The following is a 22,384-nucleotide window of genomic DNA, read 5'->3' as shown; positions in this document are numbered from 1 at the left end:
CGGCGGTCACCTCGGACCGACGACGAGGCCCCGATCCTGGTCGCTGGGCCGCGGCGCGGGGATCGACCCGAGACCGGCCGGGTCCCCGTCGGTCACCGGAGCCGGGGCGACGGCGGCCGGACGGTCCCAGACCGCCCACGGTGCGTTGCCGGCGTTCCACAGCTCGTTGAGCAGCACGTGCTCCCGGGAGGTGTCCATCGGCTGCCAGAAGCCGTCGTGCCGGTACGTGGCCAGCTGGCGGTCGCGGGCGATCGCCTCCAGCGGCTCGTGCTCCAGCATGAGGTGGTCGCTGTCCCGCAAGTGGTCGAAGACGCTGGGCTCGAAGACGAAGAAGCCCACGTTGACCCAGCCGTCGGACTGCGGCTTCTCCCGGAACCGGGTGACCACGCCGTCCTCGTCGGCGTCGACGAGGCCGAAGCGCGAGGTGGGCCGGACCGTGGTCAGCGTGGCCTGGCGACCGTGGCCCTCGTGGAAGGCGAGGAGCGCCGCCAGGTCGATGTCGGCCAGGCCGTCGCCGTAGGTGACCAGAAACCGCTCCCCGCGCACGTGCTTCTCGATGCGCTCCACCCGTCCGGCGGTCAACGTCGTGGGGCCGGTGTCGGCGACGGTCACCGTCCAGTCGCTCTCCTGGTGGGCGTCGTGGAAGGTGATCTCGTCGGGCCGGCCCAGCGTGACGGTGAAGTCGTTGTTGTGTGCTGCGTAGTTCAGGAAGTACTGCTTGATGTGCTCGCCCTTGTAGCCGGCGCAGATCACGAAGTCGGTGTGGCCGAAGGTCGAGAAGTACTTCATCAGGTGCCACAGGATCGGCTTGCCGCCGACCTCGACCATCGGCTTGGGGCGGAACTCGGTCTCCTCACGCAGTCGGGTACCGAGTCCACCAGCGAGCAGAACGACCTTCATCACGCCTCACCTCTCGTCGGGAGGGCCGCAGCCCCGATCAGGGCCCGACCAGGGCCCCGAGCAGGGCGCCGGCGGACCGCCGCACGCACCCGCCGTGGGGGCGCTCCGCCCCCAGCCGGGGCAACGTATCCGGCGGCCCGGTCCCGGCCCCGCTGCTCCGCCGTCGACGCCGCGCGTCGGTCCTCATCCACCCCCACCGTCACGGGTGCACCGCCGGGACCACCCGACCCGCGAGTCCGGTGGGCGCTCCCGCAGCCGGTGTCATAGTGAGGAGACCCCGGCGCGGCCCCCTTGCCGCCTGCCTCAGCGGACGTCCCGCAGCGCTCCCCGCGGCCTCACCCGGCGGAGCACCGACAGGAGGACCTTGACCACCGACGCGCCCGCCCCCTTCGACGCGCCCGACACCATCGACGCGCACCCCAGCCGGGACGGGATCCTGACCGCGGTGCGCGACTTCGCCCGCGGTTCCCTCGCTCCGGCGCCCTTCGTGCCCGGTGAGAGCACCGTGCCGGTGTCGGGCAAGGTCCTCGACGGGGACGACATCGCCGCCCTGGTCGACGCCTCGCTGGACGGCTGGCTGACCTCCGGCCGGTTCACCACGGAGTTCCAGCGCTCCCTCGCCGACTACGTCGGGGCCCGCTCGGCGACCTTCGTCAACAGCGGGTCGTCGGCGAACCTGGCCGCGTTGTCCGCGCTCACCAGCCCGAAGCTGGGGAAGCGCCGGCTGCGGCCGGGGGACGAGGTGCTCACCGTCGCGGCCGGCTTCCCGACCACGGTGAACCCGATCCTGCAGAACGGCCTCAAGCCGGTGTTCGTGGACGTCGAGATCGGCACCTACGACGCGATCGCCGACCAGCTGCGCGAGGCGGTCGGGCCGAAGACGCGGGCGATCATGATGGCCCACACCCTGGGCAACCCCTTCGACCTCGACGTCGTGACCGAGCTCTGCCAGGAGCACGACCTCTGGCTGGTCGAGGACTCCTGCGACGCCCTGGGCTCCACCTACCGCGGGCAGCGCACCGGCAGCTTCGGTGACACCGCCACGGTCTCCTTCTACCCCGCGCACCACATCACCACCGGGGAGGGCGGGGCGGTCTTCACCAAGTCCCCCCTGGTGCGGCGCCAGGTCGAGTCGTTCCGGGACTGGGGGCGTGACTGCTACTGCGAGACCGGCGTCGACGACACCTGCGGCAAGAGGTTCCAGTGGCAGCTCGGCGACCTCCCCGAGGGCTACGACCACAAGTACACGTACAGCCACATCGGCTACAACCTCAAGGCGACCGACATGCAGGCGGCGCTCGGGGTCAGCCAGCTGCGCAAGATCGACGAGTTCGTCAAGCGCCGCAACGAGAACTTCCACTACCTCTACGGCCTGCTGGACGGCGTGGAGGGGCTGATCCTGCCCCGGGCCACCGAGCACTCCGAGCCGTCCTGGTTCGGCTTCCCGATCACCTTGGCCGAGGACTTCCCGATCGACCGGCAGGCCCTGCTCCGGCACCTCGACGAGAAGAAGATCGGCACCCGGCTGATCTTCGCCGGCAACCTGCTCCGGCAGCCTGCCTACCTGGGGCTCGACGCACGGGTGATCGGCGACCTGCGGAACTCCGACATCGTGATGACCCGGTCGTTCTGGCTGGGCGTCTACCCGGGCCTGACCACCGAGATGCTCGACTACGTCGCCGACGTGCTGACCAGCTACCTGCGCGAGAACGCCGGGAAGCGCTGACGTGCGGTTCCTGGTCACCGGCCACACCGGCTTCAAGGGCGCGTGGCTGGCGCTGGTGCTGCACCACCGCGGGCACGAGGTCAGCGGGCTGTCCCTGGACCCGGCACCCGGGTCGCTCTACGAGCGCGCCCGGGTGGGCGAGTTGGTCGCGGCGGACCTGCGGGTCGACGTCCGGGACGCCGGGGCGGTGCGGGACGCCGTCGCCGCGGTCGCCCCGGAGGTCGTGCTCCACCTCGCCGCCCAGCCGCTGGTCCGTGAGTCCTACCGGGATCCGCGGGGCACCGTCGAGACCAACGTCATGGGCACCTTCAACGTCCTGGACGCCGTCCAGCGCGCCGGTGGGGTCCGGGCCCACCTGGTGGTGACGACGGACAAGGTCTACCGGAACGTCGGCCAGATGTGGGGGTACCGGGAGCCCGACCCGCTCGGTGGCCACGACCCCTACTCGGCCTCCAAGGCCGCGGCCGACCTGCTCACCCAGTCCTGGATCGCCAGCACGGCGTCGGTGGTGCCCACCGCGATCGCCCGAGCCGGCAACGTGGTGGGTGGAGGTGACGTGAGCCCCGAACGGCTGATGGTCGACCTGCTGGCCGCCTTCTCCGCAGGCACGCCGGCGGCGGTGCGCAGCCCGGGAGCCGTCCGGCCGTGGCAGCACGTGCTGGACTGCCTGGACGGCTACCTCGAGCTGGTCGACGCGCTGCTCGACGGGCGTGCCGCGGGCGCGGCGTTCAACGTCGGCCCGCCGGCGTCCAGCTGCCTGACGGTCGGGGAGGTCGCCACCCAGGTCGCCCAGCGGTGGGGGACCGGTGCCTCCTGGCGCGACGACAGCCACGGCAGCCACCCGCCGGAGGCCGGGCTGCTCACCCTCGACCCGCGCAAGGCCGAGGTGGAGCTCGACTGGCGGAGCGTGCTGTCCCTGGAGGAGACGCTGGACCTGACCGTCGACTTCGCCCGCCGGGTCGAGGCCGGCGAGGACGCTCGCGAGGTCGCCCTGGCCCAGGTGGCCGTCGTCGCCGACCGGGCCGCGACGCGACGGGACCGCTGACCGTGGAGCTGCGGGAGACCCGGCTGCCCGACTGCCTCACGCTGCACCCGGTCGTGCGGCCCGACGAGCGCGGCGCCTTCGTGAAGACCTTCCTGGCGTCCGCGTTCGCCGAGGCGGGTCTGCCGACGCACTTCCCGGAGCAGTTCTACAGCCGGTCCACCCGCGGGGTGGTCCGGGGTCTGCACTTCCAGACCCCGCCGGCCCCGCAGGCCAAGGTGGTCCACTGCGTGGCCGGGGAGGTGCTCGACGTCGTCGTCGACCTGCGGGCCGGGTCCCGTACCTACGGGGAGCACGTCACGGTCCGGCTGAGCTCGGCGGAGTGGAACGGGGTGTACGTGCCGGTCGGCTTCGCGCACGGCTTCGCGGCGCTCTCCGCGGAGGCGACGGTGGCCTACCTGGCGACCGCGGAGTACCAGGCGGGCACCGACGGCGGCGTCCACTGGGACTCCGCCGGCATCCGCTGGCCGTTCGACGCGCCGGTGGTCTCCGCCCGGGACGCCGGTCTCCCGGCCCTCGCCGACTTCCGGACGCCGTTCTCGTGGTGAGCCGGCGGGCCCTCGTGACGGGCGCCAGCGGCTTCATCGGACCGCGGCTGGCCCGCCGCCTCCTGGACGACGGGTGGGACGTCGCCCTGCTGGCGCGGTCCACGTCGCGGGTCGCCGAGGACCTGCGCGCCCGCTGCACGGTGCTGCCCAGCGATGTGCCCGCCGCAGAGTTCGGCGCGCAGTTGCGGGGCCTGGCCCCCGACGCCTGCTTCCACCTGGCCACGCACTTCACCGGCGTGCACACCGCGGCGGACATCGGCCCGCTCGTCGCGTCGAACCTCGAGCTGGGCACCCGGCTGGCGGACGCGCTGGCCGGCTCGCCGGGTGCGGCGTTCGTCAACGTGGGCACCGTCTGGCAGCACCACGACGCCCGCGCCTACGGCCCGTCCTCGCTGTACGCGGCGACCAAGCAGGCGTTCGTCGACGTCCTGCAGTTCTTCGCCGAGTGCACCCCGCTGCGGGTGGTGACCGTGGAGCTGTCGGACACCTACGGACCGGACGACCCACGGCCCAAGCTGCTGCCGCTCCTGGTGCGGGCGGCGCACACCGGGGAGCCGTTGCGGTTGTCGCCGGGGCAGCAGCTGGTCGACTACACCCACGTCGACGACGTGGTCACGGCGTTGCTGCAGGCCGTGCCGTTCGCCGGGGCCGGGGCCCCGTCGTACTCCGTGCACGGCACACCGTTGCCGCTGCGGGAGTTCGTGGCGCTGGTGGGCGAGGTGCTGGCCACTGAGGTGCCCGTCGAGTGGGGCGCCCGGGAGTACCGGCCGCGGGAGATGATGACCCCCTGGACCCACCACCCGGACCTGCCGGGCTGGGTGCCGGCGATCGCGCTGCGCGACGGGCTGACCGCGGTGCTGCGCCGGGCGCCGATCGGCTGACGAGGAGTCGTCAGCCCCCGCTGGTGTACGTCAGGTCCTCGCTCACCACGATGGCCCGGTTCTGCGTCACCCGGTCACCGGGCCAGGTGGCCACCAGACCGGCGAGCAGCATCCCGTGCAGCCGCTCGAGGCAGAAGCCGGTCGCCCGGCGCTGGTACCCCTCGCGCGGTACCGCGGCACGTGACTCGAACGCGTCGGCGACGCGCTCGAGGTCCTCGAGCAGCTGGACGTACCACCGGGTGGGGTACACCCCGATGGTCGGCGCGACCACCATGACCGACTGGGACAGGAAGCTGGCGGCCGCGCGGTCGTCGATCACCCCGAGGTCGATGGCGATGCCCATGAAGTGCAGCAGGTCGCGCACCGCGTGGTTGCGCCCGTACTGACCGAGGACCGTGCCGACCTGGGCGACCGAGGGCAGGAGCAGGGTCCCGGGTGCGGGCTGGAAGACGTCGTCGGGCAGCTCGCCGAACTCGGCCGGCGTCACCATGCCGTAGACGTCGGAGGGGACGCCGACCGGACGCGTCACCGGGTAGCGGCGGTACTGGGCGATGCCGCACATCTCGTCGTCCGACGGCGGTCCGGACTCCGACCACGACGCCTGCAGGTGGCGGCGGAGCGCGAAGAGCGTCGCGTACTCGCTCAGCTCGGGTCCGCGGCCCGCGTACTGCGGGTGTTCCGCGGAGAGGTCGAGCACGTCGTCCCCGGCGGGGACGGTGGAGATGGCCTCCATGAACGGGCGCAGCGGCCGGTCCAGGGGACGGTGGGTGACGACGAAGTACCTCACGCGGACGGCTCCGATCCGCTGGGGTGGTAGATCCCGTCCGGGCTCACGAGGAGGGCCGGGTGGGTGATGAGCGCGTCCCACCGGGAGACGAGCGAGGACAGCACCAGCCCGTGCAGCCGTTCGAGGCAGAAGGCGATGATCCGGCGCTGGTAGCCCTCCCGGGGCACGCCCACGCTGGCCTCGAAGGCGTCGACGACGGACTCCAGCGCCACCATCGTGGCGACGTACCAGTCCACCGGGTACACGCCGACCGCCGGCGCGGGGACCATCACGTCCTGGCTCAGCCAGGACGTCGCCTCCGCGTCGGTCACGACCCCCAGGTCGATCGCCAGCGCCATGAAGAAGAGCAGGTCGCGGGTGGGGTGGTAGGTGCCGAAGTGCGCCAGCAGTGTGGGGACGACCTTCATCGGCGCGGGGAAGAGCACGGTGTCCGGTGGGGGGACGAACAGGTCGCGGGGGAGCGTGGTGAACTCCTCGGGCCGCACCACGCCGTAGGCGTAGGAGCGTGTGCCCGTCGGCCGGGTGACCGCGAACCGGCGGTAGTGCGAGATGCCGACCATGCCGCCGTCGGTGCCCTCCCCACGCTCGCGGGCTTCCTCCAGGAGGCGCCGGACGGCGAACAGGGTGGCGTACTCGCCGAGGACGGGGTCCCGGCCGGCGAGCTCCGGGTAGCGGCCGCCGAGGTCGGTCACCCCGTCACCGGCGGGAGCGGTCGACACCGCCTCCATGAAGTCCGGCAGCGGCCAGTCCAGGGGCCGGTAGGCGATGCTGAAGTAGCGCACGAGCTCCCCAGGGTCCACCGGCGCCTGCACCGGGTCGGGCGGCTGCCGCACGACGTGGGGGAGTGTGCCGGGCGGGCTGCGGCCGGCTGGGCTGACACGCGCGACGCGTCCCCCGGCGGCCGCGTGCGCCCCAGCGGTCCCAGGTGCCACGCGGCGACGGCTGCGCCGGCCCGGTCGGCTGCCGGGCGGGCACGATCCCGCTGCGGGCTGCCGATGGAGGGAGGAGACGTCCCTCCGTCCCGTCGGTCGGGGCTCCCGGACGGCGCCGGACCCACGGTGCCGCAGTCGCGAAAGGCCTACGTCGACGATGCACGTGCTGCTGATGAACCAGGGCCACATCGGCCCCGACCACTACCGCGTCAAGGAGCCGGCCCGGGCCGTGCAGGAGGCGGGGCTGGGCGTCGCCGTCACGGTCGAGCGGGGCCTGGCGACCACCATGCGCCCGGTCGTCGAGGGCGGCGAGCCCGAGGTCGTCGACGTCGACGCCCAGGGAGCCGACGTGGTGGTGCTCCAGGCGCCCAAGACCAAGGAGATGCTGCAGTGCATCCGGGTCCTCCAGGCCCAGGGGGTCGCGGTGGTCGTGGAGTTCGACGACCTGCTCTCCGCCGTCCCCTTCGGTCACATGGGGCACAAGGGACTGGTCCGGGGCGGGCGGGCGAAGATCGCGCTGGAGTGCGCCAAGGAGGCCGACCTGGTCACCACGTCGACCCCGGCGCTGCAGCAGGAGTACGCATCGCACGGGCGGGGCGTCGTCGTCCCCAACGCCGTCCCGCGTCGGATCGCCGAGCTGCCCCCGGCCTACGAGCGTGACCCCGGGGTGGTGCGGATCGGCTGGACCGGGAACGTCGCCGGCCACCCCTACGACCTGCAGGAGATGGGGTCGGGGCTGCAGCAGGCGCTGGACCGGACCCGTGGGCGCAGCGAGTTCGTGGTGCTGGGGCAGAAGTGGGACGCCCGGGAGAGGTTGCGGCTGCCCGAGGAGCCGTCCGAGGTCCCGTGGATCCCGGACGTCGACGAGTACAGCCGGGCCATCGGTGAGCTGTTCGACGTGGGCATCGCCCCGCTCCGCATCGACCGGTTCAACACCTGCAAGAGCTGGCTGAAGCCGCTGGAGTACTCCGCCCGCGGGGTCTACTGCGTGCGGGCGCGCACCGAGGAGTACGAGCGCCTCGGGCTCGGGATGCCGGCCCGCGCGCCGAAGGACTGGGCGAAGTGGGTCGCCGCCGGGGTCACCGACGCCGACCGGCGTCGGGAGATGGCCGCGGCTGCGCGCGAGCAGGTGCTGGCCGGCCACCTGATGGAGCACACCGTCGAACGCTGGGTGGCCGCCTGGCGGCAGGCCCTGGACAACCGGGCCCGCGCCATGCGCCGGGGCGTGCTCGCGCAGGCGTAGCGGGCCGGGTCAGCGCGGCTTCGTGCCGAGGTAGACCGTGTTCGTGGCCGGCCGGTCCTGCAGGGGGTTGGGGAAGCTGACGACCTCGGCGGCGACGTCGGTGAAGACCTCGGCCAGGACGGAGAGGTAGCCGTCCTCGGGCGGGTCGTTCGACCACAGCGAGAACACGCCTCCCGGCCGCAGGTGCCGGGCCAGCCGCCGGGTGCCGGCGATCCCGTAGAAGCCGGCGCTGCCGTCGGCGAGCAGGTGCTGCGGTGAGTGGTCGATGTCGACGACGACGGCGTCGAACACCCGGCCGGGCGTCGCGGGGTCGAAGCCGGCGCCCTCGGCCATCGCGAAGAAGTCCCCGTGCACGAGCCGGCAGCGGGGGTCGGCGGTGAGCGTGGGGCCGACCGGCACCAGCCCACGCTGGTGCCAGCCGATCACCGGCTCGAGCAGGTCGACGACCACCAGCTCCCGCACCCGCGGGTCGGCCAGGACCGCCTCCGCGGTGTAGCCGAGCCCGAGCCCGCCCACGGCGACGTCCAGCCCGGGCGCACCGGGGGCGGGCCCGTCGAGCCGCGCCAGGGCGAGCCGGGCCACCGCCACCTCGGCCACGGTGAACTGGGTGGACATGAGGAACTCGTCCCCGAGCTTCACCTCGAAGACGTCGAGTCCGGTCACCGGGTCCCGCCGCCGTCGCAGGCTCACCTCGCCGATCGGCGTCGGGCTCCAGTCCAGCTCCTCGATCCGGGCGCTCATCCCGGGACCACGATCATCGGCCGAGCCTACGAGGGCGGGGCAGCCGACCAGTCGATCCGGTCGGCCAGGGTGTGCAGCCGGGCGCCGAACCCCGGGTCGACCGAGGCGGCCCAGGCCACCCGCCCCAGCACGTGGTCGCGGAAGGTGGCCGGGTCGTGGCCCCGGGTCTGGGTCGTCCAGCCGTGGACGGCGCAGTTGTGCAGCAGCGCCCGCAGCGCGTCCCGCTCCGGCCGCGGCAGGGTGGGGTGGTCGTTGACCACCGTGCCCAGCACCGACTGCCGACGGGCGGCGCTGGTGGCCGAGGTCTTCGCCGCGTTCACCCGGAAGCCCTCCTCCTCGACCACCGCGGTGACCAGGGCGGCGAACCGGTCGCGGGCGATCCGCCGGTCCCCGCTGAAGGTCAGGTCGTCGACGTAGCGGGTGTAGGTGGCACCGGCGGCCGTGGCGAGTCCGGTCAGCCGGCGGTCGAGGCGGTGGCAGACCAGGTTGGCCAGCGCCGGGGACGTCGGAGCGCCCTGCGGCAGGTGCGGCACTGCCAGCCGCTGACCCAGCCGCCGGTGCCGGTCCCGCGCCTCGATCCCGTCCGGGGCAGGGACGTGCCGCCACACCTCGGTCGGCAGCACCGTCGTCACCAGGCCGGTGAGCACGTGCGCCACCGGCTCGGGCAGACCGGCGACGCCCAGCAGCAGCCCGTGCACCCGCCCGGCGGCGACGCTGGCGAAGAACGCCTCCAGGTCCATCCGCAGCACGACGGCGGACCCGGCGTGCGGGGCGACCGCGGTGCGCACCGAGCGTCCGGGCACGCAGCCGTGCGCGGCGTCGTGCACCGGGATGCGGTCGAGCACGTGTCGCAGCACCCGCCGCTGCGCCTCCTTGAGCCGGGGCTTGGGCGCGGCGAGCAGCCGGACCCCCGCCGGGCGCGGCACCACCCGCCACCGGTAGTGCCGCAGCGCCTCACCGGACGTCCGCTCCAGCCGGCGGGCGTCGGCGAACCACGCCAGCTCGCCGGCGTCGACGTCGAGCAGCCGGGCGACCGCGGCCTGGTCAGGCAGGTCGGCGACCGGCCACCGGCGCCAGGCCAGCGCGGTCGGCACCGGTTCCCACCGGACGGCCCGGGGGAGTGGTCGCTGTGACTGCCCGCGTTCCCACCCCTGGGTCGTCCGGACGACGCGGGCCAGCTCCCGCGGCCGGTCGACCGGGGCGGTGGGGCAGACCGTCTGGACCTCCCCGACCAGTGTGCCCACCCAGGTGCGGGCGCGGGCCTGGCCCAGCGCCACCGCCACCCGGCGGACCATGTCCCGCCGCCGCCACGGGCCGGCCAGCAGCGCGGTCGCGATCGCTGCGGCGGTGGTCGCGGCCTGCCGCTCGGCGGTCACCGCGACCTCCCGGGTGCACGGCGGGGCGGCCAGCCGCTCCTCGCTGGAGGCGCCGCCTGGTGCGCGGAGCGCACAGCGCGGCTCATGACGCCATGCCCGACCTGCTCACGATGCCCCGGGGTTGCCCCGGGGTGATCGGCTGCTGCCGATCGTCCTGCCCGCCCCGCCGTGCACCCGGCCACCGTAGTGGCTGGGCCGGGAGACGGATCCGGGACACAGGCACCCGTCGTGCCCCAGGATGGGCTGCCCGCACCACCCGACCCACCCAGGAGCACCGCTGTGACCTCGTCCCCCTTCGGCCAGCCGCCGGCCCCGATGGTCGTGCCTGCCTTCTTCGTCTCGCAGCGGGTCACCATGATGGTCAACCGCTACGAGATCCGGGCCGTGCAGCCCGACGGCTCCGAGGGCCACCTGCTCGCGCTGGCCGAGCAGAAGCGGATGAAGCTGAAGGAGGAGGTGGTCTTCTACGCCGACGAGGCCAAGAGCCGCCCGGTCTTCTCCTTCAAGGCCCGCCAGCGGCTGGACGTCTCGGCCCAGCACGACGTCCTCGACGAGCACGGTGCACCGCTGGGCATGTTCAGCAAGCAGTTCGGGGCCAGCCTGCTCCGCTCGACCTGGACCCTCTCTGCCCCGGGCATCGAGGCGGTCGGCCGCGAGCGCCGACCGGCCCTCGCGGTCGTGCGCCGGGTCTGGACCGCGCTCCCCGTCGTCGGCGACGTCCCGGTGCCCTTCGTCTTCCACTTCGACTTCGTCGACACCGCGACCGGGGCCCCGGTGCTGATCAGCGAGCGGAAGAAGGCCATCCGGGACCGCTACACCGTCACGGTGCCCGACCCGCGGCTGGACTTCCGGGTCGCCGCCGCGATGGCCGTGGCCCTGGACGCGCTGCAGAGCCGCTGAGCCGGGCCGGCGCTACAGGTACCGGCTCTCCAGCTCCGCGAAGAAGGCCTTCGCCAACGCGGTGAAGTCGGCCTCGCGGACGGCGATCTCGTCGCCCACCCGGTACTTGAGCACGGTGCGCGCCGGGTCCAGCCGGACGTGCTTGTCGGCGATCATCCTGCCGCCGTGCACCAGCGACTCGGCGATCAGCCGCACCTCGTTCAGCGCGTTGCCGTCCGAGCCCTCGATGCCCCGGCCGCGGTGCACGAACCAGTTCTCCAGCACCACGACCAGGTCGTTGAAGAAGACGGGCTCGAACTCGCGCAGGGCGGCCGGCTCGGTGGCGGCGGCCAGCTCCCGGTAGGCGGCGACGCGGGCCTCGACCGCTGCGCGCCGTCCGTCGATGTAGTCCAGTGCGTAGGTGCTCTGACACAACACGGCTGCTCCTCCCCGGCTCGCGACGCTGCGCTCCGGCTGGTCCCCTCAGGGTGACACCCAGCGCGGCCGTCCGGAACCGGTCCGCGTGGCGGACCGGCCGGTCAGGTCCGGCTGGTGTCGGGCTGCAGGCTGCGGGGGACCGGCAGCGGGGGGAGCGGCGTCGGGGTCCGCCGGGCGCGTTCCGCGCCGGCGAGCAGCAGGTCCGGCCGGGTGCGCGGCTCGAGCGGGGCGGGGACCAGTGAGGCGGTCTGGGGCAGGCGGAGGTCGTCCAGCTGCATCCAGCTGGTCCGCCGGAGCCCGGAGACGACGGCCTGGACGTGCACCCGGCAGGTGCCGTCGGGCTCGTGCCGCCAACCGAGCAGGACCGCGGGCTGCCAGTCCCCGTCCAGCAGGAACTCCACCGGCAGGGGTCCACCCAGCAACGTCGTCATCTCCTGCACGGCGGCGACTGTAGGTGCGCTCCCGATCACGGAACGGCAGGCGCGCGTGCGGCGGCCCGGTCGGGAAGCGCCCCGGGGTGTCGTGCGTTGACCCGGACAACCAACGCGAAAGGCACCTCCCTCATGCGCATCCCGCTGTCCGTCCTCGACCTCGCCCCGATCGCCCGCGGGGAGACCGTCAGCAGCAGCATCGCGGCCAGCGTCGCCCTGGCGCAGCGCGCGGAGGAGCACGGCTACCAGCGGGTCTGGTACGCCGAGCACCACAACATGCCGAGCATCGCGTCGTCGGCCACCAGCGTGCTCATCGCCCACGTCGGCGCGCAGACCAGCCGGATCCGGCTCGGCGCCGGTGGGGTCATGCTGCCCAACCACGCGCCGCTCACCATCGCCGAGCAGTTCGGCACCCTCGACGCGATGTACCCCGGCCGGATCGACCTCGGGCTGGGCCGCGCGCCGGGCTCGGACCAGAACACGATGTACGCCCTGCGCCGCGACCCGAACTCCGCCGACACCTTCCCGCAGGACGTGCTGGAGCTGCAGGGCTACCTGGCCGGCCGGACCCGGGTGCCCGGCGTCGACGCCATCCCCGGCAAGGGCTCGGACGTCCCGCTGTACGTGCTCGGTTCCTCGCTGTTCGGCGCCCACCTGGCCGCCGCGCTGGGCCTGCCCTACGCCTTCGCCAGCCACTTCGCGCCGCAGGCCCTGGAGGCCGCCGTCGCCACCTACCGGCGTGAGTTCCAGCCCTCCGACCAGCTGGCGGAGCCGCACGTCATCGCCGGGGTCAACGTGATCGCCGCCGACACCGTGCGCCAGGCGGAGGAGAACCTCGAGGCGGTCCGCCGGAACATGGCCGTGGGCCTGTTCGGGCGGGGGCGCAGCTTCACCGACGAGGAGGCCGACCTGCTGCTCGAGCAGGGGGCCGGGCAGCACGTCAGCTCGATGTTCACCTACGCCGCGATCGGCACCCCGCGGGAGATCGGCGACTACCTCGAGGGGTTCCGCAAGCAGGCCGACGCCGACGAGCTGATCGTCGCCCACCAGGCCCCCACCACCGAGGGCCGGCTGCGCTCGGTGACCCTGACCGCCGAGGCCATGGAGTCCGTAAGCGCGTAGGCGTCAGCCGGTGGGGCGGACGCCGCCGATGAAGCCGCTCCACCGCATCGACGTGACCCGGATGACCGAGCCGCTCTGCGGTGCCTCCAGGATCTGGCCGCCGCCGAGGTAGATGGCCACGTGGTGGATGGTCGAGGGGCGGCTGGTGTCGGTGGCCCAGAAGACCAGGTCACCGCGCTGCAGGTCCGACCGGGAGACCGTGGGCAGGGCCGAGTACTGGGCCCTGCTGTTGCGCGGGATCGAGACGCCGGCCTGGGCGTAGGCGTAGCGGGTGAGCCCGGAGCAGTCGAAGCCGACGATGCCCGCGTCCACCCCCCAGCCCATGCTGGGCCCGGTGAGCGATCCGCCGCCCCAGGAGTAGATCGTGCCCAGGTGCCGGCGTGCGGCGGAGATCGCGGTCTCGACCGCGGAGGAGTCGCCGGTCCCGGCGGAGGTGCCGGCCCGCGGCTCGGAGACGATGGAGCGGGTGGGTGCCGACGCCCGCTCGGTGGCCGCCCGTTCGGCGGAAGCCCGTTCCGCAGCAGCGCGCTCGGCGGCGGCGCGCTCGGCGGCGGCCTGTTGGGCGGCGTGCTGCTCGGCGGCGGCGCGGGCGCCCTGCAGGCCGAGGAGGGCCTGCTGGGCCTGGGCGAGCTCCTGCTCCAGGCTGGCCTGTCGGGCGGCGAGCCCGGCCGCCTGCGCCCGGGCGCCGGTCTCCAGCTCCTCGGCGGTGGCCAGCGCGTCCTCGGCCTCCTGCTTCAGCGTCGCGGCCGCGGTCAGGCTGGCCTGCGCGGCGGACTCGGCGGCGCGGGCTTGCTCCTCGGCGGCCGTCACCGCGGTGACGACGTCGCCCTGGTGGGCACCGGCGGCCTCGAGAAGGGCGGCGCGCTCCAGCATCTGCGCCGGGCCGTCGGCGGTGGTCAGCGCCTCCAGCGTCGGGGAGGTGCTGCCCTGCTGGTAGCTCTGCCGGGCGAACGTGGCGATGTCCGCGCGGGCGGTGGTCAGCTCGGCCGCGGCCTGGTCGGCGGAGGCGGCAGCGGCGTCTGCGGCGGCCTGGGCCACCTCGTACTCGGCCTGCTGGGCCTGGAAGGTGTCCAGGGCGATCGCCGACTGCGCCCGGGCGGCGTCCACCTCGGCCTGCGCGGTGGCCAGCTCGGCGGAGAGGGAGCCGACCTGCTGCGCGGCGGCGTCCTGCTGCTGCCGAGCCGCGCTGATCTGATCGTCCGAGGGGTTGGTCGGGGTCGCCGCGGCGACGCCGGGGGCGGCCACCAGGCAGAGGGTCGCCGCGACGACCACGCCGGCCATGCGGCGCACCGGACGGGTGCCGGTCCGTCGCTGGGTCGATGCCTTGGTGCCCATGTCCTCGCGTCCCTCCGCTGCCGTCGTTCACCCGATCAGGTGACCTGGCAGAGAGGTCGGACGTTCCCGGACGGTCCTTGAGCACCTCGACACCATGAGTTGGCGGGAGCAACGTCGCCCGGTCCGGGGTCCGGTGCGGCGCTCGGGAGACCATGGGGCATGAACGTCTTCACCGACTACGCCGAGACGCACTGGGTCCCGATCAACGGCGAGATGGTGACCGTGCAGACCATCGACGCCGCGGGGAAACGGGAGACGCACGTGCTCTCGGTGCCGGACGCGCTCGCCCAGTTCAAGGTCAAGTACCCGTTCGTGGACGACGCCCAAGCTGCTGCGCTCTTCGCCCAGGGCGGCTGAGACGCCGCTCCGAGGCCTGGATCACGGCACACCCGACTGCGCCGGACCGTTGACCAGGGTGTGACGCTCCACTTCCTCGTCCTCGGTGACTCCCTCGCCTTCGGCACCGGTGCGGCGACGGTGCAGGACACCGTCGGCGCGCGGCTGACCCGTGCGCTCGTGCAGGCCGGGCACGACGTCGACCTGCAGGTGGTCGCCGTGCCCGGTGCCACCTCTCTCGACCTCGACGCACAGGTCCGCCGGGTGACCGGGCCGGTCGACGTCGCGCTGCTGGTCGTCGGCGCGAACGACCTGACCCGCCAGGTGTCACCGGTCCGGGCGGCCGCGGCGCTGGGCGCGGCCGTCCAGGAGCTGCGCGGGGCCGGCGCCTCGGTGCTGGTGGTCCCGACGCCCGACCTGTCGTCGGTGGCCTGGGTGCCCCCGGCCTTCCGCGCGGTCGTCGCCGGCCTCTGCGACCAGCTGCGCACCCGGCAGAGCGTCGCCGCCGCCCGGGGCGGGGCCGTCGTCGCGCCGGTCGCCCCGGAGCTGTCCCGGCGGTTCGCCGCCGACCCCGCGCTGTTCTCCGCCGACCGGTTCCACCCGTCCTCGGCCGGCTACGCGCTGGTGGCCGAGGCACTGGCACCGGCGCTGCTCCGGCTGGCTGCCGAGCGCACCGACGCTGCGGCCTGACTCAGCCGGGATCGTGCGGGGGCAGCCGGCAGGCCGCCGTGCCGCCGGGGAGCCGGTGCCGGTTGGCGGCGACCAGCCGGTAGCCGAACGGGGCCACCCACCGGACCGGTGGCGCGGCGAGGACGGCGCCGAGCAGCCACCACGGCCGGCCCGCCGCCCGCAGCGCCCGCGCCACCGCCGGCGCGCCACCGGTCACCGCACCGTCCCGGCCGACCCACAGCACCTCCGTCTGCGCCCGCTCGGCGCTGACCCCGATCTCCGCGAGGTCGACGAACTGCCAGGGGACCACCTGCACGTCGGCCGGCAGCAGCCGCCGGGCGACGTCGGCGCAGCGGGTGCAGAAGGCGCAGTCACCGTCGAAGACGAGCGCGGGTCCGGTCACGAGTGTCATCGTCGGCTCTCCCTCACCCGACGTCGACGGTCAGCGCACGGTGGTCCGACAGCGGCAGCACCGGTGCCGAGGTCGTCGTCACCGGCGGCAGCGACCCGCGGAGCAGCACGTGGTCCAGCTGCCGGTCGGGCTCCTCGAGCGGGAACGTCAGCTCCTCGGCCAGCGACGTCCACCCGGTCACGGCGGCAGGCGTGGGCGGGGTCATGTTCAGGTCGCCCATCAGCACCAGCGGCCCGGGGAACGCGGTCAGGTCCCGCTGCAGCCGCCGCAGCTGGCGGCGGTTCCAGCCGGGCACGAACGACAGGTGGGTGCTGGCCACGGTCAGCTCGCCGTGCGGTGTCTCCACCACCGCGACCACGGCGGCCCGCGGCTCCTCGTCGACGACGATCACCTTGCGCGGTCCGGGCAGCCACATCGGGAAGCGGAACGGGATCGCCGGCAGCCGGACCACCTGCCAGGAGCGCACCGGGTACCGCGAGAGCAGCGCGATCCCGTACTCCGCCGTCCCGGGCTGCTCGTCCCCGGTGGCGGCCATCCAGGTCGCCCCCGGGGTGCCGGAGATCGCCGCGACGAAGCGGTGCGCGACCGCGCCCATCGCCTCGGCGGCGACCGCCGTCAGGTCGGCGTGGTGCGAGCGGGGCTGGGCCCGGTCCACCTCCTGGAGCGCCAGGACGTCGGCGTCCAGCGTCCGGACGGCCGCGGCGAAGCGCTCGGCGTCGACCCGGTCGTCGGCCGGGGAACGTCCGTGCAGGATGTTGAAGGTCGAGAGTCGCACGGGTGGGCGCCTACCCGCTCGGGTAGGCGCCCACCCGATCCGCACCGCCGGAGACGCAGCCGCACAGCCGAGGAGCGCCCGTGACCGCCGACCGCGAAGCCCGGCGGGTCGCGCTCAAGCGCACGGCGTCCGCGCTGAAGCGCGACGGGTTGCCGTTCGCGCTGGCGGGCGGCTACGCGCTGTGGGCGCACGGTGCGCCGGAGTCGGAGAACGACGTCGACTTCGTGGTGGCCGAGGCGGACACCGAACGGGCGGCCGGGGTGCTGGCGGCAGCCGGCTTCGAGGTGGTCCGGCCATCGGAGGACTGGCTGTTCAAGGCCCGGAACGACGGCGTCCTGGTCGACCTGCTGCACCGGCTCGTCGGCGAGCCGGTGACCGCGGAACTGCTCGACCGGGCGGAGGAGAGGGACGTGCTCGGCATCCGGATGCCGGTCCTGCCGGCCACCGAGCTGCTGTCGGCAAAGCTGCGCGCGATGACCGAGCTCTACTGCGACATGGCGGGGCTGCTGCCGCACGTGCGGGCGGTGCGCGAGCAGCTGGACTGGCCCCGGTTGCGCAAGGAGGTCGACGACAACCACTTCGCCGCCGCGTTCCTGTTCCTCACCGACCGGCTGGGGATCAGCCCGGGCTGAGCGGCCCGCGACCCCGGGACGCCGAACGGGCCGGCCCCCAGGTGGGGTGCCGGCCCGTTCGTCCCCTTGGAAGGGGGTCCTTCGTCAGCTCATCGGGACGGCGCCGGCGCGCAGCGCACCGAGCAGGTCGTGGTTGAGCCGGGAGATGGTCTCCATCGAGATGCCCTTGGGGCACACGGCGGAGCACTCGCCGATGTTGCTGCAACCACCGAAGTCCTCGGCGTCCTGCTGGGCCACCATCTTCAGCACCCGGGTGTCGCGCTCGGGCTGGCCCTGCGGCATGAGCCCGAGGTGGGCGACCTTGGCCGCGGTGAACAGCATCGCCGAGCCGTTGGGGCAGGCGGCCACGCAGGCGCCGCAGCCGATGCAGGTCGCGGCGTCGAAGGCGGCGTCGGAGTTCTTCTTCGGCACCGGGGTGGAGTGCGCCTCGGGAGCCGTGCCGGTGGGGGCGCTGATGAACCCGCCGGCGGAGATGATCCGGTCGAACGCCGACCGGTCCACCGCGAGGTCCTTGACCACCGGGAAACCGCCCGCGCGCCACGGCTCGATGTCCAGCACGTCGCCGTCGGAGAACGACCGCATGTGCAGCTGGCAGACGGTGGCCTGCTCGGGGCCGTGCGCGATGCCGTTGATCATCAGACCGCAGGAACCGCAGATGCCCTCGCGGCAGTCGTGGTCGAAGGCCACCGGGTCGTCGCCGTCGAGGATCAGCTTCTCGTTCAGCACGTCGAGCATCTCGAGGAAGGACATGTCGGGCGAGACGTCGGTGACGTGGTAGGTCACCATCTTGCCCTTCTTGGTCCGGTCGCGCTGACGCCAGATGCGCAGTGTCAGGCTCATCATCGGTGTCTCTGTGCTGGTCACTTGTAGCTCCGCTGTGCGAGGTGGACGTACTCGTACTCGAGGGCCTCGCGGCGCAACACCGGCGGCTCGCCCTCCGGGGTGTACTCCCACGCGGCCACGTAGGCGTAGTTCTCGTCGTCGCGCAGCGCCTCGCCCTCCGGCGTCTGGCTCTCGACCCGGAAGTGCCCACCGCAGCTCTCGTTGCGGTGCAGCGCGTCGACGCACATCAGCTCGGCGAGCTCGATGAAGTCGGCGACCCGGCCGGCGTGCTCCAGGTTCTGGTTGAAGATGCCCTGCTCGCCGGAGACCTTGACGTTGGTCCAGAACTCGTGCCGGATCTCCGGGATCCGGTCCAGCGCCTTGCGCAGGCCCTCCTCCGAGCGCTCCATGCCGCAGAGGTCCCACATCAGCCGGCCGAGCTCCCGGTGGAAGGAGGCCACCGTCCGGGTGCCGTTGATCGACAGCAGCCGCTCGGTCTGGGCGCGGACCGACTGCTCGGCCTCGACCGCCGCCGGGTGGGTGGCGTCGACCGCCGGGAACGGGCCGTCGGCGAGGTAGTTGCTGATCGTGCTGGGGAGCACGAAGTAGCCGTCGGCCAGGCCCTGCATCAGCGCGCTGGCGCCGAGCCGGTTGGCGCCCTGGTCGGAGAAGTTGGCCTCACCGATGACGAACAGGCCCGGGATGTTGGACGACAGGTCGTAGTCGACCCACAGCCCGCCCATCGTGTAGTGCACGGCCGGGTAGATCCGCATCCCGGTCTCGTAGGCGTTCTCACCGGTGATCCGGTTGTACATGTCGAAGAGGTTGCCGTACTTCGCCTCGATCGCCGGCTGGCCCACCCGGGCGATGGCGTCGCTGAAGTCCAGGTAGACGCCCAGGCCGTTCGGCCCGACGCCGCGGCCCTCGTCGCAGACGTTCTTCGCCTGGCGGGAGGCGATGTCACGGGGCACCAGGTTGCCGAACGCCGGGTACTTGCGCTCGAGGTAGTAGTCGCGCTCGTCCTCGGGGATGTCCTTGGGGTTGCGGTCGTCGCCGCGCTCCTTGGGCACCCAGACCCGGCCGTCGTTGCGCAGCGACTCGCTCATCAGCGTCAGCTTCGACTGGTAGTCGCCGCTGACCGGGATGCAGGTCGGGTGGATCTGCGTGTAACAGGGGTTGGCGAAGAGTGCGCCCCGCTTGTGCGCCCGCCAGGCCGCCGTGACGTTGGAGCCCTTGGCGTTCGTGGAGAGGTAGAAGACGTTGCTGTAGCCGCCCGAGGCGAGCACCACGGCGTCGGCGAAGTGGCTGGTGATCTCGCCGGTGATCAGGTTCCGGACGACGATGCCCCGGGCCTTCCCGTCGACGACGATCAGGTCGAGCATCTCGGTGCGCGGGTGCTGCTCGACGTTGCCCAGCCCGATCTGCCGCTCCAGGGCCTGGTAGGCGCCGTAGAGCAGCTGCTGGCCGGTCTGGCCGCGGGCGTAGAAGGTGCGCGACACCTGGGCGCCACCGAAGGAGCGGTTGTCCAGCAGGCCGCCGTACTCGCGGGCGAAGGGCACGCCCTGGGCCACGGCCTGGTCGATGATCGCGGCGCTGACCTCGGCCAGCCGGTAGGAGTTGTCCTCGCGGGAGCGGAAGTCACCGCCCTTGACGGTGTCGTAGAACAGCCGGTGCACGCTGTCGCCGTCGTTCCGGTAGTTCTTGGCCGCGTTGATGCCGCCCTGGGCCGCGACGCTGTGCGCGCGCCGGGGGCTGTCCTGGAACCAGAAGTTCTTGACCCGGTAGCCCATCTCGGCCAGCGTCGCCGCCGCCGAGCCACCGGCCAGGCCGGTGCCGACCACGATGACCGACAGCCGGCGGCGGTTGGCCGGGTTGACCAGCCGGGCGCGGAACTTTCGCTCGTTCCAGCGGTCGGGGAGCGGGACGTCGCGAGGGGCGGTGGTGTCGGCGATCGGCTCGCCCACGGTGAAGAGCTCGAGAGGCATGGCGGTGTGTCCTTCTCTCTCAGTCGATCAAGCCGAAGGCGACGGACAACGGCACGAGCAGGAAGCCGACGGTGATGACCCCGGCGACGACGTAGGCGAGGCCGTTCACCGCACGCTCGCGCTTCTTGTTGGTCTGCCCGAGCGTCTGCGTGGCGGCGAAGATGCCGTGCCGCAGGTGCAGGCCGAGCAGCACCATCGAGACCACGTAGAAGAGCGTGATCGGGATGTTGGAGAAGCTGGCGACCAGTCGGTCGTAGGGCGTGGAGTCGTGCCCGACCGGGTTCACCGCACCCAGGGTGAGGTCCAGGATGTGCCAGATGATGAAGAGCGCCAGGATCAGCCCGCCCCAGCGGACGGTGCGGGAGGCGAAGCTCTGCTGCACCCGCTTCTTGGTCACGTAGGGCACCGGGCGGGCCCGGCGGGCCTGGCGCCACAGCGAGATGGCCGCCCAGAAGTGCAGCACCACCGCCGCGAGCAGCACGAGCCGGATGATCCAGAGGACCGTCTGGGTCGGCAGCGCCGGCTCGCCGATGGTGCGGATCCACCCGGAGTAGCTGTTGAACGACTCAGCGCCGGAGAAGGCCTTCAGGTTGCCCACCATGTGGGCGAGCAAGTACAGGATCATGATGATCCCGCTGACCGCCATCACGGTCTTCTTCACGACCGAGCTGTCGAACCGGCCGGTCTTGGGGGCCCTGCGCTGGGCCGGCTGCGTCGTCACTGTCGCCACAGGGCCAAAGGTAAGCCCAGTGCCCACATGACACCCAGGTGAACGCACCGTGACACAGCTCATGTAAGGCCACCCTCACCGGTTGGCCGGCCCTGCGGGACGTCCGCCACCCAGGGGGACAGCCGCCTCGAGGGTGGAGGAAGATCGGCTCCGCCCCAGTCCGGTGCCCCGAGAGGACGACGACGTGCCAGGACCCACCCGCGGCTTCCTCGGCCGCCGCCGCGCGGCCGGAGACCCCCGGCTCCCACCCGGTCAGTACGACGCCGGCAGCGACTGGCCGGTGCTCACCGCCGAGCCCACGCCCCGGATCACCCCGGAGACGTGGAGCATCACCGTCGACGGCGAGGTGGAGACCCCGACCACCTGGACCTGGGACGAGGCGCACGCGCTGCCCGCGGCCGAGTACCGCGGCGACATCCACTGCGTCACCACCTGGTCGAAGTTCGACACCCGGTTCGGTGGCATCAGCGTGGACTCGCTCCTGGACGTCGCCCGGCCCACGGCCGAGGGGCGGTTCGTGATGGCCACGTCGAAGACCGGCTACACCACCAACCTGCCGATCGAGGACGTCGCCGGTGGCAAGGCCTGGCTGGTGTGGGAGTTCGACGGCAAGCCGCTGACCGCCGAGCACGGCGGGCCGGTCCGGATGCTGGTGCCGCACCTGTACTTCTGGAAGAGCGCCAAGTGGATCAGCCGGATCACCGTGCTGAAGCGGGACCAGCCCGGCTTCTGGGAGCAGAACGGCTACCACGACCGCGGCGACCCGTGGAAGCAGCAGCGGTACCAGGGCGACTGAGCCGGTGAGCGACCTGACCCAGGACCCCGGACCGGACTCCGGCAGCACCTCCATGACCGCCGGCGGCCCGCCCGCGGGGGGCACCGCACCCGCCGGCGGCTGGCGGACGGCGACCGTCGCCGGGCTCCGCCGCCCGATCGTGCGCTCGGTGGAGCTGCGGCTGGACGTCCACGACCGGGTCGACCACCTGCCCGGCCAGCACTACGTCGTCCGGCTGACCGCCGAGGACGGCTACACCGCGCAGCGCTCGTACTCGTTGGCCTCGGCGCCGGGCGACCCGCTGGTGGAGCTGTTCGTCGAGCGGCTGGACGACGGGGAGGTCTCCACCTACCTCGCCGACGTCGTGGAACCCGGCGACGAGCTGGAGGTCCGCGGTCCGATCGGCGGCTGGTTCGTCTGGGACGGCGTCACCCCGGCCCTGCTGGTCGGCGGCGGCAGCGGCGTCGTCCCGCTGGTCGCGATGGTCCGGCACGCCCGGGCGCTCGGGCGGCTCGACCTGCTCCGGGTCGCGGTCTCGGCCCGCACGCTGGCCGAGCTGCCCTACGCCGACGAGCTGGCGGAGGCGGGGGCGTTGATCGCGCTGACCCGGGAGTCGCACGGCATCCGCCCGGCGGCCCGGCTGACCGCGATGGACCTGCTCCCGCTGTGGGAGCCCGGGCAGACCGCCTACGTCTGCGGTTCCGCCGGCTTCGCCGAGTCGGCCAGCCAGCTGCTCGTCGGGCTGGGCCTGCCGCCGGCGTCGGTGCGGGTGGAGCGGTTCGGGCCGTCGGCGCTGGAGCTGCCGAAGCGCTGAGCAGGTCCCCCAGGAGGTCCTCGGGTCGGCCCGGCCCGAGATCTCGTGCTGGC

25 protein-coding genes are annotated in these 22,384 nt (G+C 73.3%); 12 read left to right on the top strand and 13 right to left on the bottom strand.

Translation table 11 applies throughout. The annotated features are described in order from the left end of the window. Positions 1–6 precede the first annotated feature (6 nt). Positions 7–900 carry a glucose-1-phosphate cytidylyltransferase gene (gene rfbF, locus O2W20_RS17265; RefSeq protein ID WP_269173955.1) on the bottom strand — a complete coding sequence of 298 codons (894 nt, stop codon included), beginning with the start codon at positions 898–900 and terminating at the stop codon, positions 7–9. Positions 901–1,264: 364 nt separating this feature from the next. Between rfbF and rfbH the strand changes: the two genes are divergently transcribed. Genes rfbH through O2W20_RS17245 form a run of 4 tightly spaced genes read left to right on the top strand, consistent with a single transcriptional unit; the run spans position 1,265 to position 5,097 of the window. Further along, positions 1,265–2,626 (top strand): lipopolysaccharide biosynthesis protein RfbH, encoded by a 1,362-nt coding sequence (gene rfbH, locus O2W20_RS17260; RefSeq protein ID WP_269173954.1) that lies wholly within the window; start codon positions 1,265–1,267, stop codon positions 2,624–2,626. Between the two features lies 1 nt (position 2,627). Continuing rightward, positions 2,628–3,671 carry a CDP-glucose 4,6-dehydratase gene (gene rfbG / locus O2W20_RS17255; RefSeq protein WP_269173953.1) on the top strand — a complete coding sequence of 348 codons (1,044 nt, stop codon included), beginning with the start codon at positions 2,628–2,630 and terminating at the stop codon, positions 3,669–3,671. 2 nt (positions 3,672–3,673) lie between these two features. Further along, positions 3,674–4,216 carry a dTDP-4-dehydrorhamnose 3,5-epimerase gene (rfbC, locus tag O2W20_RS17250; protein ID WP_269173952.1) on the top strand — a complete coding sequence of 181 codons (543 nt, stop codon included), beginning with the start codon at positions 3,674–3,676 and terminating at the stop codon, positions 4,214–4,216. Next, on the top strand, positions 4,213–5,097 hold the full coding sequence (locus O2W20_RS17245; RefSeq protein WP_269173951.1) for an NAD-dependent epimerase/dehydratase family protein: 885 nt from the start codon (positions 4,213–4,215) through the stop codon (positions 5,095–5,097). The genes rfbC and O2W20_RS17245 overlap by 4 nt, the downstream gene beginning before the upstream one ends. 10 nt (positions 5,098–5,107) lie before the next feature. Here O2W20_RS17245 and O2W20_RS17240 read toward each other — a convergent pair whose 3' ends face one another. Continuing rightward, on the bottom strand, positions 5,108–5,884 hold the full coding sequence (locus tag O2W20_RS17240; RefSeq protein ID WP_269173950.1) for a hypothetical protein: 777 nt from the start codon (positions 5,882–5,884) through the stop codon (positions 5,108–5,110). Further along, positions 5,881–6,717, bottom strand: a complete 837-nt coding sequence (locus tag O2W20_RS17235; RefSeq protein ID WP_269173949.1) for a hypothetical protein — start codon at positions 6,715–6,717, stop codon at positions 5,881–5,883. Before O2W20_RS17235 ends, O2W20_RS17240 begins: the two co-directional genes overlap by 4 nt. Before the next feature lie 271 nt (positions 6,718–6,988). Between O2W20_RS17235 and O2W20_RS17230 the strand changes: the two genes are divergently transcribed. Then, the gene (locus tag O2W20_RS17230; RefSeq protein WP_269173948.1) at positions 6,989–8,059 is read left to right on the top strand and encodes a glycosyltransferase family protein; all 1,071 of its coding nucleotides are present in this window, start codon (positions 6,989–6,991) and stop codon (positions 8,057–8,059) included. 9 nt (positions 8,060–8,068) lie between these two features. Here O2W20_RS17230 and O2W20_RS17225 read toward each other — a convergent pair whose 3' ends face one another. Continuing rightward, a complete protein-coding gene (locus O2W20_RS17225) occupies positions 8,069–8,800 on the bottom strand; it encodes a spermidine synthase (RefSeq protein WP_269173947.1) in 732 nt (243 codons plus the stop codon). 26 nt (positions 8,801–8,826) lie between these two features. After that, positions 8,827–10,176: a reverse transcriptase family protein gene (locus O2W20_RS17220; protein WP_269173946.1), complete on the bottom strand. Its 1,350-nt coding sequence runs from the start codon at positions 10,174–10,176 to the stop codon at positions 8,827–8,829. Between the two features lie 279 nt (positions 10,177–10,455). Between O2W20_RS17220 and O2W20_RS17215 the strand changes: the two genes are divergently transcribed. Further along, positions 10,456–11,076 (top strand): hypothetical protein, encoded by a 621-nt coding sequence (locus O2W20_RS17215; protein ID WP_269173945.1) that lies wholly within the window; start codon positions 10,456–10,458, stop codon positions 11,074–11,076. A 12-nt stretch (positions 11,077–11,088) separates the two neighbouring features. Here the strand turns inward: O2W20_RS17215 and O2W20_RS17210 are convergent, their stop codons facing one another. Next, a complete protein-coding gene (locus O2W20_RS17210) occupies positions 11,089–11,493 on the bottom strand; it encodes a hypothetical protein (RefSeq protein ID WP_269173944.1) in 405 nt (134 codons plus the stop codon). Positions 11,494–11,594: 101 nt separating this feature from the next. Beyond that, the gene (locus O2W20_RS17205; RefSeq protein ID WP_269173943.1) at positions 11,595–11,933 is read right to left on the bottom strand and encodes a hypothetical protein; all 339 of its coding nucleotides are present in this window, start codon (positions 11,931–11,933) and stop codon (positions 11,595–11,597) included. A gap of 123 nt (positions 11,934–12,056) precedes the next feature. Between O2W20_RS17205 and O2W20_RS17200 the strand changes: the two genes are divergently transcribed. Continuing rightward, positions 12,057–13,046: an LLM class flavin-dependent oxidoreductase gene (locus tag O2W20_RS17200; protein ID WP_269173942.1), complete on the top strand. Its 990-nt coding sequence runs from the start codon at positions 12,057–12,059 to the stop codon at positions 13,044–13,046. Positions 13,047–13,049: 3 nt separating this feature from the next. Here the strand turns inward: O2W20_RS17200 and O2W20_RS17195 are convergent, their stop codons facing one another. After that, a complete protein-coding gene (locus tag O2W20_RS17195; RefSeq protein ID WP_269173941.1) occupies positions 13,050–14,381 on the bottom strand; it encodes a C40 family peptidase in 1,332 nt (443 codons plus the stop codon). A 159-nt stretch (positions 14,382–14,540) separates the two neighbouring features. Between O2W20_RS17195 and O2W20_RS17190 the strand changes: the two genes are divergently transcribed. Together O2W20_RS17190 and O2W20_RS17185 are read left to right on the top strand one after the other, a co-directional pair. Beyond that, positions 14,541–14,738, top strand: coding sequence for a hypothetical protein (locus tag O2W20_RS17190; RefSeq protein ID WP_269173940.1), 198 nt, complete (start codon positions 14,541–14,543; stop codon positions 14,736–14,738). Between the two features lie 60 nt (positions 14,739–14,798). Then, positions 14,799–15,407: a GDSL-type esterase/lipase family protein gene (locus O2W20_RS17185; protein ID WP_269173939.1), complete on the top strand. Its 609-nt coding sequence runs from the start codon at positions 14,799–14,801 to the stop codon at positions 15,405–15,407. A 1-nt stretch (position 15,408) separates the two neighbouring features. Here the strand turns inward: O2W20_RS17185 and O2W20_RS17180 are convergent, their stop codons facing one another. Both O2W20_RS17180 and O2W20_RS17175 read right to left on the bottom strand, forming a co-directional pair. Next, the gene (locus O2W20_RS17180; RefSeq protein WP_269173938.1) at positions 15,409–15,789 is read right to left on the bottom strand and encodes a thiol-disulfide oxidoreductase DCC family protein; all 381 of its coding nucleotides are present in this window, start codon (positions 15,787–15,789) and stop codon (positions 15,409–15,411) included. Positions 15,790–15,811: 22 nt separating this feature from the next. Continuing rightward, complete coding sequence (locus O2W20_RS17175) at positions 15,812–16,573, bottom strand: endonuclease/exonuclease/phosphatase family protein (RefSeq protein ID WP_269173937.1); 762 nt, start codon at positions 16,571–16,573, stop codon at positions 15,812–15,814. Between the two features lie 80 nt (positions 16,574–16,653). On the opposite strand from O2W20_RS17175, the gene O2W20_RS17170 reads away from it, so the two are divergent. Beyond that, positions 16,654–17,205 carry a nucleotidyltransferase gene (locus O2W20_RS17170; RefSeq protein ID WP_269173936.1) on the top strand — a complete coding sequence of 184 codons (552 nt, stop codon included), beginning with the start codon at positions 16,654–16,656 and terminating at the stop codon, positions 17,203–17,205. Positions 17,206–17,289: 84 nt separating this feature from the next. On the opposite strand, the gene O2W20_RS17165 is transcribed toward O2W20_RS17170, so the two are convergent. The 3 genes from O2W20_RS17165 to O2W20_RS17155 are packed head-to-tail and all read right to left on the bottom strand — an operon-like array spanning position 17,290 to position 20,742. Beyond that, on the bottom strand, positions 17,290–18,069 hold the full coding sequence (locus O2W20_RS17165) for a succinate dehydrogenase/fumarate reductase iron-sulfur subunit (protein WP_269160516.1): 780 nt from the start codon (positions 18,067–18,069) through the stop codon (positions 17,290–17,292). Then, positions 18,066–20,012, bottom strand: coding sequence for a fumarate reductase/succinate dehydrogenase flavoprotein subunit (locus O2W20_RS17160; protein WP_269173935.1), 1,947 nt, complete (start codon positions 20,010–20,012; stop codon positions 18,066–18,068). The genes O2W20_RS17165 and O2W20_RS17160 overlap by 4 nt, the downstream gene beginning before the upstream one ends. Positions 20,013–20,031: 19 nt before the next feature. After that, positions 20,032–20,742, bottom strand: a complete 711-nt coding sequence (locus O2W20_RS17155) for a succinate dehydrogenase cytochrome b subunit (protein WP_269173934.1) — start codon at positions 20,740–20,742, stop codon at positions 20,032–20,034. A 184-nt stretch (positions 20,743–20,926) separates the two neighbouring features. Here O2W20_RS17155 and O2W20_RS17150 point away from each other — a divergent pair, with 184 nt between their 5' ends. After that, positions 20,927–21,538, top strand: a complete 612-nt coding sequence (locus tag O2W20_RS17150; RefSeq protein WP_269173933.1) for a sulfite oxidase-like oxidoreductase — start codon at positions 20,927–20,929, stop codon at positions 21,536–21,538. Between the two features lie 4 nt (positions 21,539–21,542). After that, positions 21,543–22,331, top strand: coding sequence for an FAD-binding oxidoreductase (locus O2W20_RS17145; RefSeq protein ID WP_269173932.1), 789 nt, complete (start codon positions 21,543–21,545; stop codon positions 22,329–22,331). Positions 22,332–22,384 lie beyond the last annotated feature (53 nt).

It is taken from the genome of Modestobacter sp. VKM Ac-2982 (assembly GCF_026967935.1).
Taxonomy (GTDB): domain Bacteria; phylum Actinomycetota; class Actinomycetes; order Mycobacteriales; family Geodermatophilaceae; genus Modestobacter.
The sequence above is the reverse complement of the archived record's forward strand: the minus strand, read 5'-3'. Positions and strand labels throughout refer to the sequence as shown.